This is a genomic window from Nonlabens arenilitoris (assembly GCF_002954765.1).
Lineage (GTDB): Bacteria > Bacteroidota > Bacteroidia > Flavobacteriales > Flavobacteriaceae > Nonlabens > Nonlabens arenilitoris.
The window spans coordinates 2,892,834-2,904,247 of the sequence record NZ_MTPW01000001.1 but is presented as its reverse complement, the minus strand read 5'-3'; the positions used below and the strand labels follow the sequence as shown (position 1 = coordinate 2,904,247).

Below are 11,414 nucleotides of genomic sequence, written 5' to 3'. Positions count from 1 at the left end.
TCGGGACTTTATAATTCCACAAGAAAGCCCTAACTGGTTAAACAGTAAGGGCTTTTCTTTATGAAAATAATTAAAAGTTCTATTAATTTTTAGGGATTTCTTTTAAAATCTCTAGTAAATACTTCCAGAATTTTTGAACAGACGGAATTTCCACATGCTCATCAGGACTATGAGCTCCTCTAATATTAGGGCCGAAAGATATCATATCTAATCCAGGATAACGTTCTCCTAAAATACCACACTCTAGACCTGCATGGCATGCCACTACTCTAGGCGTGTGTTCAAATAATGTTTCATACTTAGTCTTTGCAATTTCTAAAATGACACTATCAGTATTAGGTTGCCACCCAGGATAATCTCCAGAAAGTTCTACATTCATTCCTGCTAGTTTCATTACACCACTTATCGATGAGGCTAGATCTGTTTTAGAACTATCTACTGAAGAACGTGTTAAACATGCTATTTGTAACTCTCCATTTTCTAATATTACACGTGCAAGATTATTAGAAGTCTCTACTAAATCTGCAATATATGGACTCATACGGTAAACACCATTATGAATACCTAATAAAGTAAATACTAGATAACGACTATCAACTGCATTTAAAACCAGTTTTGCGGCAGTAGTATCTGTTAAAGAAATCTTTAGCTTTGCTTCTAGCGATTTATACTCATCGTGTATAGCCCTTTTACAACGATTAAATTTATCCATTAGCTCATCAGTTTTCTTAAAACTGATAATTGCACTTGCCTCACGCGGTATTGCATTACGCAAGCTACCACCATGAATACTTTCTATATGAACATCTCCTGCCTTTTGCATAGCATTTAGCAAGCGAGTCATCATTTTATTGGCATTTCCCAGCCCTTTAATGATATCCATACCACTATGTCCACCATTAAGACCTTTAACGGTAAGAACTGCAGTAGTATAATCTACCGGTATATTTTCTAACTCATATATTTTAGTTGCTGTGATATCAACACCACCAGCACAACCTATATCTATCTCATCATCTTCCTCAGTATCTAGATTTAAAAGAATAGTTCCTGATAAGATTGTCTTATCCAGTTCTTTTGCACCTGTCATACCAGTTTCTTCATCAATAGTAAATAATGCCTCTATCGCAGGATGTGTAATATCATTAGAAGATAAAACAGACATAATTGCTGCTACTCCTATTCCATTATCTGCTCCTAGTGTTGTACCATGGGCTGCGATAATGTCTCCATCAACATACATATCAATTCCTTGTGTAAGGAAATCAAAATCAGTATCGTTATTTTTTTGATGTACCATATCAATATGGGATTGCATGATGATCGTTTTGCAATCTTCCATTCCAGGACTCGCAGGTTTTTTAATGATTACATTTCCTATGGCATCTTCAATAACCTCAAGACCTAAGTTTTTACCAAAATCTACCATAAAAGCTCGTACGCGTTCCTCCTTTTTTGAAGGTCGTGGTACGGCATTTAAATCTGCAAAATGATTCCAAAGCACCTGTGGTTCCTGCTTTCTTACTTCTTCTGACATAGCTTTTTTATTTTGAAGTGCTAAGATAAGATAGCATAATGGCTCTACCATTTGAAAGCAGCTTTTTTTCCTAACAATTCCTATATTGCTATCATGAACATAAAACGTAATATACTTCTCGCATTAATAGCTAGTCTTACATTAGGGCTTGCACCATTTCATCCTGAGCCTCATATCTGGGGAAAAATTAAATGGATAGCTGGTGGTGGTCACGGCATGGGATTAATGGATTACTGGGATACCTTTATGCATGGAGCACCATGGATAACTCTGGTATTTTTCATATTTATATATCTAATAAGAAGTTTTAAAAAAGCGACAGATTCATAAAGTACTTCTTACTGACATCTCAGCATTATATTAAAAATAATTTTTAAGTACCATTCAGGCAGTCCTGATTCCAGTTCGAGACTATATTCTACATCATTTATAAATAGTATAGATCATTTTATTCGATGATGAAAGGTGAGATACGCTTTCGCGAAAGCGAGATGACAACAACTTTAATAATGACAGTTTTACAACAATAATGACATCGTGTCACGATCGGTGTCATGGCACAAACATTGACCTAAGGAAAGTGTAAAAAAATTGAACATTAAAATTAAAATACATTTATAATGAGTAAAATAATCGGAATAGACTTAGGGACGACAAACAGCTGTGTTTCTGTAATGGAAGGAAGCGAGCCTGTAGTAATTCCTAATGCTGAAGGAAAACGTACTACTCCATCTGTAATCGCTTTTGTAGAAGGTGGTGAGATTAAAGTAGGTGATCCTGCAAAAAGACAAGCGGTAACTAACCCAACTAAAACGGTTGCATCTGTAAAGCGTTTTATGGGTAACAAATTTAGCGAGTCTAGCAATGAAGCTTCACGTGTACCTTACAGTGTAGTTAAAGGTGACAACGATACACCACGTGTAGATATCGATGGTCGTTTGTACACACCACAAGAATTAAGTGCTATGATTCTTCAAAAAATGAAGAAAACAGCAGAAGATTATCTAGGACAAGAAGTAACTGGTGCAGTAATTACAGTACCTGCATATTTTAATGATTCTCAACGTCAAGCAACTAAAGAAGCTGGTGAGATCGCTGGTCTTAAGGTAGAGCGTATCATTAATGAGCCTACTGCTGCTGCACTAGCTTATGGTATGGATAAAAAAGATACAGATCAAAAGATCGTGGTATTTGACTTTGGTGGTGGAACACATGACGTTTCTATCCTAGAACTAGGTGACGGTGTATTTGAGGTATTATCAACAGATGGTGATACACACCTAGGTGGTGATGATGTTGATCAAAAAATCATCGACTGGTTAGCAGATGAGTTTAAAGCTGCAGAAGATATAGACCTTAGACAAGATCCTATGGCTCTACAACGTCTTAAAGAAGCTGCTGAGAAAGCAAAAATCGAGCTTTCTTCAAGTGCACAAACTGAAATTAACTTACCATATGTTACCGCTACTGCTAGTGGTCCTAAGCACCTTGTAAAAACACTTACTAGATCTGCTTTTGAGAAATTAATTAACGACTTAGTAAAAAGAACTATTGAGCCATGTCAGACAGCCTTGAAAAACGCTGGTCTTTCAACAGGTGATATCGATGAGATTATCCTTGTAGGTGGATCAACTCGTATTCCTGCAGTACAGGAAGCTGTTGAGAAGTTCTTTGGTAAAGCGCCTTCTAAAGGTGTGAATCCAGATGAGGTTGTTGCGATAGGTGCTGCCATTCAAGGTGGTGTATTAACTGGTGATGTAAAAGATGTACTTTTACTAGATGTAACGCCACTTTCTCTAGGAATTGAAACTATGGGTGGTGTGATGACTAAGTTGATTGATGCTAACACAACAATCCCTACTAAAAAGTCACAAGTATTCTCTACTGCAGCAGATAATCAACCAAGTGTTGAGATTCATGTACTACAAGGAGAACGTTCTATGGCGGCAGATAATAAAACGATAGGTCGTTTCCACTTATCTGACATTCCACCAGCGCGTCGTGGTACCCCACAAATCGAAGTAACTTTTGATATAGATGCTAATGGTATCATCAAAGTAAGTGCTGAAGATAAAGCGACTGGTAAAAAACAAGACATACGTATTGAAGCTTCTAGCGGATTAAGTGAGGAAGAAATCGAGAAAATGAAAGCAGACGCTGCTGCAAATGCTGATGCTGATAAGAAAGCAAAAGAAACTGCAGACAAATTAAATGCGGCTGACCAGATGATTTTCCAAACTGAACAACAGTTAGAAGAATTTGGTGATAAGTTACCAGAAGACAAGAAAGCTCCTATTACAGATGCTCTTGAGGAATTAAAGAAAGCTTATGAGACCAAAGACATCGCAGTAATCGATCCTGCTCTAGAAAAACTAAACACCGTTTGGACAGCAGCAAGTGAAGAAATGTACAAAGCACAAGCAGATGCTCAAGGTGGACAACCTGGACCAGACGCTGGCGCACAACAACAAGCTGGTGATGACACAAGCGATGTTGAAGATGTAGATTTTGAAGAAGTTAAATAAGCATAGCTAATTTAATTAACAGTTAATTGAACTCAATTAACTGGATATATTTAAAAATCCTTGAACTTATAGTTCAAGGATTTTTTTTATATTATCCAATACCTAACAAATGTGATAAAAATGATAACGATAAAGTTATATACTGTGTGTTATCATTAAGACACCACTACCACCACTCCATATAGATTCAATACCTTCTTCTAAGGGCAAGTTATTGTATGAATAGGTAAATTACTTTACATAATATTTCAATAGAATATATTTATGGATAATTATTATTGATAGATTGTAATTATGATAAGTTTGCGAATAAATCAATTAACATGAAAACAATATTAATTTATTCAAGTATAGCGATAGTCGCTTTACTAGGTCTTTTTGGAGGCTATTATTACACCTTCCACATGAATAAACCTACTGATGTAGCTGCAACAAGTAAGGCAGAATGTCCGCTTGGTTTCGGCAGCACAAAGTCAGCCGGATCGATGATAAAGGGTGAAGGAAAGACTAATCAACAATGGTGGCCTAATTCTTTAGACTTAAGTGTCCTACGTCAAAACAGTGATATGTCTAATCCACTAGGAGAAGAATTCAACTATAAAAAAGAATTTGAAAGCCTAGACTATGAAGCACTTAAGAAAGACATTGAACTAGCCTTAACAGACTCAAAAGACTGGTGGCCGGCAGATTTTGGTAACTATGGTGGACTATTCATAAGAATGGCATGGCACAGTGCTGGTACCTATAGAACTGGTGATGGTCGTGGTGGTACTCGAGAAGGTAAACAACGATTTGCGCCACAAAATAGCTGGGCAGATAATGCTAACCTTGATAAAGCTAGAAGATTATTATGGCCAGTAAAACAAAAATATGGACAAAAAATCTCTTGGGCTGATTTAATGATTCTAGCCGGAAATGTTTCTTTTGAAAACATGGGGCTTGAAACATTAGGATTTGCTGGTGGTCGTGAAGACACATGGGAACCACAGACTAATGTTTATTGGGGTTCTGAAAGCGAAATGTTAGGTGATGAACGATTCAACGAAGATAGAGAATTAGAAACACCACTAGCAGCCTCTCAAATGGGATTGATATATGTAAATCCAGAAGGTCCTAATGGTAATCCAGATCCTGTATTAGCAGCACACGATATTCGTCAGACTTTTGGACGTATGGGAATGAATGATGAAGAAACCGTGGCACTAATCGCTGGTGGACATACATTAGGTAAAACACATGGTGCTTCAAGCGGTGAAAATTTAGGTGCTGCTCCAGAAGGTGCCGCAATTGAAGATCAAGGCATGGGATGGAAAAGCTCACACAAAAGCGGTAAAGGAGCTGATGCTGTTACCTCTGGACTAGAAGTTACATGGACTAATACACCTACTCAATGGGGAATTGGTTATTTTAAAAGTCTTTTTGAACATGAATGGAAACTAACTAAAAGTCCAGGAGGCGCACACCAGTTTGAGGCCGTTAATCCAGAGAAAATGTATCCGCATGCGTTTGATAAGAATAAGCAAGTTGCTCCTACAATGTTAGTGACCGATTTATCTTTAATAAAAGATCCAGAATACCTTAAGATTTCTAAGAGATTTTATGAAAACCCAGAGGAATTTGATGCCGCTTTCGCGAAAGCGTGGTTCAAACTAACTCATAGAGACATGGGACCTAGCACTACTTATCTAGGACCTGAAGTGCCGCAAGAGCAATTTATCTGGCAAGACCCAATACCAGCTAGAGACTACAATCTAGTATCTACAAATGATGTTAATACACTTAAAGGAAAAATAAAGGCTTATGGATTAACAACTAATGAGCTTGTTACAACGGCATGGAACGCTGCATCTACTTACCGTCATGGAGACCGTCGTGGTGGAGCAAATGGTGGTAGAATACAACTAGAGCCGCAGGTGAATTGGGCCTCAAACAATCCAGCACAGTTAAAGAAAGTACTTAAGGTTTATCGAGATATTAAAAACGATTTTGATACTTCAAGCAAAAAGATATCTATAGCAGATCTTGTGGTGCTAGGTGGAAATGTTGCCATTGAAAATGCTGCAAAAAAAGCAGGCTACTCAATAGAAGTACCTTTTACACCTGGTAGAACTGATGCTACACAAGATCAAACAGATATGGATGGTACTAACTTATTGAAACCGATGGCAGATGGATTTACAAACTTCCAGCAAAAGGAATATACATTAACTCCAGAACAGTTATTAGTAGATAAGGCTCAGCAATTAACATTGAGCGCACCAGAAATGACTGTCTTAGTAGGTGGAATGCGTGCGCTAGGCGCTAATTATGATGGTTCTGCCACAGGGATCTTGACTGAGCAGCCTGGAACTTTATCAAATGATTTCTTTAAAAATCTGTTGAGCATGGATTATAGTTGGAAGCCTGTAGAGAACAATAAGAATCTTTTTGATATTGTAGAGCGCAACACTAATAAGAAAAAATGGAATGCAACACGCGTTGATCTAATTTTCGGTTCTAATTCTGAACTAAGAGCATTGTCTGAAGTTTATGCTAGTGAAGATGCTAAAGAGCGTTTTGTAAACGATTTTGTAGCAGCATGGACTAAAGTGATGCAGCTAGATCGTTTTGATTTAATGTAAATTTAATACGATTAAAAAATCAAACATTATAAGAGTCCCTAAGCTAAATGGTTTAGGGACTTTCTTTTAGTGGTTATTTTCACTTTCAAGAGAAAGCAACCTTATAGGATCAAAGTCCATAACAGCATAATCAATGGTCGACAATTAATCAACATGCTAAGAAATACTCAATGTAGAATCATTAATAGTTATTAATGCACAACCTCTAAATTATAAAAAGTAACTTGCTCAAAATCTGAGGAACTCAGTACTTTTTTATTACCAGAATATACTCCTGCTTTAAAGTACATCCAGTCATTTGCAAAGCCACTTCTGGTCATGTCTACTTCTTCAGAAGCGATATTTTTCCCGTCATTATCATAGAGATCTACTTTTAATGAATTACCTCTTGCCTCAATTTTATAAGAGAACTCTTCATCAAGCGCTATTCCATTACTAGGACTACTTGCTCCATTATATTTTCCGACAGCACTACCCTTTTCGTCTACATAATTACCTATCATGTTAATATATAGTTCTTGTGAATAGCGAGGCTCGTGCGCAAAGTAAATAGCTCCTTTTCTATGATCAGGTTGTTTGTGATAATATAAACGTATAGGTTCATCATCACTTGCATGAATTTGTCCTATTATTATTCTTCCTACTTGTTCCTTGCTGCCAGAGGTTTCAGTAACACGATTAACTTTTAAAGTTGCTTTTAAAACACCATCAATCGCTCCAGCCTTTTCTTGATTCTCAATCGTTGATGAACTAAAAACCCAATTGTTACCTGTGATTCCTTTAGTGTTTATACTGGAATTATTTCCTCGCAACATTTCACGTAGTTCTACTCTGGAATAAGTGGAGTTTTGTGTCGTCCCAGCACCTTTAGGATAATTTTTGAAGACCATTCCACCATCTTTTGGATCGGTGTAAAACTGATTGTTAAGTGTAAATCCATTATTTATTTCTTCTACCGTTCTTTCTTTTCCAGAAGACAATGTGATTTTCCAATGCGATAAGTCAAAATTTTCAGAAGGAGTTAAATTAGGATCTAATTTAGTAGATATTGAGTTACCTTGAATAGTGTTCTTATGAGCTGAGCAGGCGTAAACGATAGCAACGAATAAAATTGATAAAATGATGTATATCAGATGCTTTTTAATAGAATAATCAATCTTTAAATTCATGAGCTAGTAAATTACTAAAATTGGTTGACCAATTTAGTTTGTCCAAATATAGACCATTTGCCTAAACGGTATAAAATTTCATCAATACAACCCATTTAAATTATCAACTGATTAAAATAAGACCAAGCTTAAAGTTTTATATTTAGGCTTTGATTTTATTCTATGAAAAACATCACCACAGCCCTACTTCTACTTTTATTTTTCCAATTGAGTACCGCACAGAATGAAACGGTAAACTTAATGAAGAAAAAAGCTTATGAATTAATTGAAGATATCAGTGATCGAGAAGCTTTTGGTTTATCGACTTATAAGAGTCATATGGTTTCTCTTATTCTTTTAAATAAAGCTGCAGACTCACCAGATTTATTAATGTCTGATGAGGATAAAGAAATTATAAAAGCAGTGAGTAGAACTCGATATGCAGAACTACTTAAAGAAGACCACGACGGCATAAGAGACGCGGCACAAAAACTCAATATCAATTGGAAGAAAGTTGAATATGTGGATTTGCTCTATAAAACACGAGCGATATTCAAATTAGGACAGCCAGGTTATGAAGGCTTATTAATTTTTAAAGATAAATCTCAAAAGGATGTACTCTTCACGTTGCATGTAGACTTTATCATGTTGGGTACTGAGCCATACATCATTGAAATGGTGGATTTAAAAAAGGAAGATAAATAATTAAAACATTTACTTTGATGAGTAATGCCATCATAATTGCAATTACAATGGTGGTTACTCTTGCCATTGTGATTTTCTTCTTCTACTATTTATCAATAATAAAAAAGAGAGACGCTAAAATTATAGATGCTGACTGGCATCATTTTCAAAATGCTGTGAAGCATCATCGTATTCAAGCGATAGAGAAATATGGAACTCAACTAATATGGAATGAGCACATAACGGTAGAACAAGTAAAAGAAATGTCTACAGTGATGAAAAAGCTAGAAAAAAGCCATCCAGAATTGAATGAACTTAAACTATTGATTTATAATAAGCGTAAAGATTGGAGCAAAAAATATCCTAGACATTATGGCGGTAATCCTTACATTTAAAGAAGCTCGAGTATTTAATATGTTTTACTAGTAAAGTAGACGTTTTTTAAAGTTCTTAAGGATTGTTTAAAATACCTTTTTGCATAAGCGAACTGTATAAATCGTTTTACCTTTACCTTATAAATAAATAACGTGGCGAGAAGAGCACCTGCATCAATAAAAGAACAAAGTAAAAAGGGAAAAACGTTCTCTTTCAGTGCATTAAAGACTTTACCTAGGTTTTTTAAAGAAATATGGCGTGCCAGTCCTAAATTATTTGTGACCAATTTTGTGGCAAGATTGCTTACCGCTATTAGTCCTGTAGCACTTTTATGGGTCGGTAAATTAATCATCGATGAGGTGATTTTACAAATTTCACTGGATCAACAAGACCTGACACAATTATGGACCTATGTAGGTATTGAACTAGGAATAGCCATTATAGCTGATTTATTGAATCGATTGATCAATTTAACGGACGGACTTATAGGTGATTTATATTCTAATGCATCTTCAGAAAAAATCATTAGAAAAACTAATGAACTAACTCTAGAACAATTAGAAGATCCAGATTTTTATGATAAGCTAGAGCGCGCAAGACAACAAACTAGTGGTCGTGTAGGATTGATGAGCGCCTCTTTAAGTCAGATACAAAGTATTATCTCTATAGGATCGTTAATTGCCGGTTTAATTTACTTTGAGCCTTTACTTATCATCCTATTAGTATTAAGTATCATACCATCATTTATAAATGAGGCAAAATACAGCTCTCACCGCTACTCTGTGGCACGCAGCTGGACGGCAGAACGTCGTGAGTTGGACTATCTAAGGTTTATAGGAGCTAATAATCAGACCGCCAAAGAGGTCAAGCTTTTTGGGCTAACCGATTATATCGCTGCACGATTTAGAAAATTATCTGGTGATTATTATGAGATCAATAAAAAGCTATCCTTAAAGCAAAGCATTTATGGCTCTCTATTTAATGTATTGGGAATATTATCTTATTATGGAGCTTATATTTTTATCATTTTTAAAGTAATTTCAGGTACCTTAAGTATTGGTGAATTAACGTTCTTATCTGGTTCGTTTAATAGACTGCGCAATAATTTACAAGGCTTCTTTTCAAGATTTACAGCCATTTCAGAAAGCTCCTTATATCTGAGAGATTATTTTGATTTTTTAGATATTGAGGTCACTGATGAGGCGACTGTCTACACTCCTATTCCTGCAGAAATAAAAGAAGGTTTTGAAATCAGAAACGTTCATTTTGGATATGCAGGTAGTGACATAGAAGTCCTTAAAGGCATCAATTTTAAAATTAGAGCTGGAGAAAAAATGGCATTTGTGGGACAAAATGGAGCTGGAAAAACGACCTTGATCAAATTGATTTTACGTTTTTATGAACCTACAAAAGGTGAAATCTTACTAGACGGAATCAACATCTCTAAGTTCAATAAACAAGAGTATAGAAAACGTTTTGGAGTCATATTTCAAGATTTTTTTAAGTATGAATTTAGCTTACGCGAAAACATCGCTGTTGGAAACATAGATGAATTAACTAACGACCCGATGATACACGACGCAGCAGATCGCAGTCTCGCTAACCAAGTAGTCGAAGTTATGAAAGACGGAATTGATCAACAATTAGGAAGACGTTTTGCAAAAGGTCAAGAACTAAGTGGTGGACAATGGCAAAAAGTAGCTCTAGCTCGTGCCTATATGAAAGATGCCGATGTTATTGTACTTGACGAACCTACTAGTGCTCTCGACGCACAAGCTGAGTATGATGTATTTGAGCGATTTATAGGACTTACTAAAGGTAAAACTAGTATTATCATCTCACATCGATTTTCTACCGTTAGAATGGCAGATCGCATATTAGTCCTTGAAAATGGTACGGTAGCAGAAATAGGTACACATGAAGAACTTATGTCACAGCCTAAATTATATGAGAAGTTATTTAATCTACAGGCCGCAGGCTATCAATAAAATTATTCTATAATAATGAACGAATTAGCACAACTAGGCAAACGTAGAACCATCTTAATTTCTATTAGTATTCTGCTGGTTTCTATTCATACCATATATTTCTATCAATCTGCCCTACCAGAAATCAATTCTTCAAAACTAGTACAGCAAGGTGTAAGATTTTTACTAACGGTTATTTTATTAATATTTGTATTTCAAGCAAAACAATGGGCTAGAATAATAGCTATCGTTTTATTCTCTCTAGCCTTACTAGGTGCGGTCATAGGTTTAGTCTCTATAGATGGTCCTTTTGTAAATAAAATTCCAGTCTTGGTAATGGTTTTTGTTTATACTATGGCTATTCATCATTTAGGTTTTTCTAGTAGTTATAAGGCATATTTTCAATATAAAAATGCAAGTAAATAATTCTTTAACACTAAAAAATTATTCACAAATCATTAATATTAACTAGATGGTTATAACCGCTCAAAACCTATAATTTAGCCATCTTAATAAATACTAATTTTAATCAAAATATAATGCTATAAAAGTTTATT

9 protein-coding genes are annotated in these 11,414 nt (G+C 35.6%); 7 read left to right on the top strand and 2 right to left on the bottom strand.

Going from position 1 to position 11,414, the window contains the following annotated elements:
* Positions 1-82: 82 nt before the first annotated feature.
* The gene (locus tag BST92_RS12890) at positions 83-1,537 is read right to left on the bottom strand and encodes an aminoacyl-histidine dipeptidase (RefSeq protein ID WP_105072284.1); all 1,455 of its coding nucleotides are present in this window, start codon (positions 1,535-1,537) and stop codon (positions 83-85) included.
* Positions 1,538-1,630: 93 nt separating this feature from the next.
* Between BST92_RS12890 and BST92_RS12885 the strand changes: the two genes are divergently transcribed.
* The 3 genes from BST92_RS12885 to katG all read left to right on the top strand — a co-directional run bounded on the left by BST92_RS12885 (position 1,631) and on the right by katG (position 6,683).
* Entirely contained in the window at positions 1,631-1,867 is a 237-nt protein-coding gene (locus tag BST92_RS12885) for a hypothetical protein (protein WP_105072283.1), read from the top strand.
* A 290-nt stretch (positions 1,868-2,157) separates the two neighbouring features.
* Positions 2,158-4,062, top strand: a complete 1,905-nt coding sequence (dnaK, locus tag BST92_RS12880) for a molecular chaperone DnaK (RefSeq protein ID WP_105071821.1) — start codon at positions 2,158-2,160, stop codon at positions 4,060-4,062.
* 323 nt (positions 4,063-4,385) lie between these two features.
* On the top strand, positions 4,386-6,683 hold the full coding sequence (katG, locus tag BST92_RS12875; protein ID WP_105071820.1) for a catalase/peroxidase HPI: 2,298 nt from the start codon (positions 4,386-4,388) through the stop codon (positions 6,681-6,683).
* A gap of 191 nt (positions 6,684-6,874) precedes the next feature.
* Here the strand turns inward: katG and BST92_RS12870 are convergent, their stop codons facing one another.
* On the bottom strand, positions 6,875-7,852 hold the full coding sequence (locus BST92_RS12870; RefSeq protein ID WP_105071819.1) for a polysaccharide lyase family 7 protein: 978 nt from the start codon (positions 7,850-7,852) through the stop codon (positions 6,875-6,877).
* Positions 7,853-8,014: 162 nt separating this feature from the next.
* On the opposite strand from BST92_RS12870, the gene BST92_RS12865 reads away from it, so the two are divergent.
* The 4 genes from BST92_RS12865 to BST92_RS12850 all read left to right on the top strand — a co-directional run bounded on the left by BST92_RS12865 (position 8,015) and on the right by BST92_RS12850 (position 11,283).
* The gene (locus BST92_RS12865; protein ID WP_105071818.1) at positions 8,015-8,536 is read left to right on the top strand and encodes a hypothetical protein; all 522 of its coding nucleotides are present in this window, start codon (positions 8,015-8,017) and stop codon (positions 8,534-8,536) included.
* 17 nt (positions 8,537-8,553) lie between these two features.
* Positions 8,554-8,910 carry a hypothetical protein gene (locus tag BST92_RS12860; protein ID WP_105071817.1) on the top strand — a complete coding sequence of 119 codons (357 nt, stop codon included), beginning with the start codon at positions 8,554-8,556 and terminating at the stop codon, positions 8,908-8,910.
* Positions 8,911-9,042: 132 nt separating this feature from the next.
* Positions 9,043-10,878, top strand: coding sequence for an ABC transporter ATP-binding protein (locus BST92_RS12855; protein WP_105071816.1), 1,836 nt, complete (start codon positions 9,043-9,045; stop codon positions 10,876-10,878).
* A gap of 15 nt (positions 10,879-10,893) precedes the next feature.
* A complete protein-coding gene (locus BST92_RS12850; protein WP_105071815.1) occupies positions 10,894-11,283 on the top strand; it encodes a hypothetical protein in 390 nt (129 codons plus the stop codon).
* The last annotated feature ends 131 nt before the right edge of the window (positions 11,284-11,414 follow it).

Excerpts from the sequence above, each read along its gene's own strand:
- BST92_RS12890 (WP_105072284.1), bottom strand. The coding sequence starts at position 1,537 with ATGTCAGAAGAAGTAAGAAAGCAGGAACCACAGGTGCTTTGGAATCAT.
- BST92_RS12885 (WP_105072283.1), top strand. The coding sequence starts at position 1,631 with ATGAACATAAAACGTAATATACTTCTCGCATTAATAGCTAGTCTTACA.
- dnaK (WP_105071821.1), top strand. The coding sequence starts at position 2,158 with ATGAGTAAAATAATCGGAATAGACTTAGGGACGACAAACAGCTGTGTT.
- katG (WP_105071820.1), top strand. The coding sequence starts at position 4,386 with ATGAAAACAATATTAATTTATTCAAGTATAGCGATAGTCGCTTTACTA.
- BST92_RS12870 (WP_105071819.1), bottom strand. The coding sequence starts at position 7,852 with ATGAATTTAAAGATTGATTATTCTATTAAAAAGCATCTGATATACATC.
- BST92_RS12865 (WP_105071818.1), top strand. The coding sequence starts at position 8,015 with ATGAAAAACATCACCACAGCCCTACTTCTACTTTTATTTTTCCAATTG.
- BST92_RS12860 (WP_105071817.1), top strand. The coding sequence starts at position 8,554 with ATGAGTAATGCCATCATAATTGCAATTACAATGGTGGTTACTCTTGCC.
- BST92_RS12850 (WP_105071815.1), top strand. The coding sequence starts at position 10,894 with ATGAACGAATTAGCACAACTAGGCAAACGTAGAACCATCTTAATTTCT.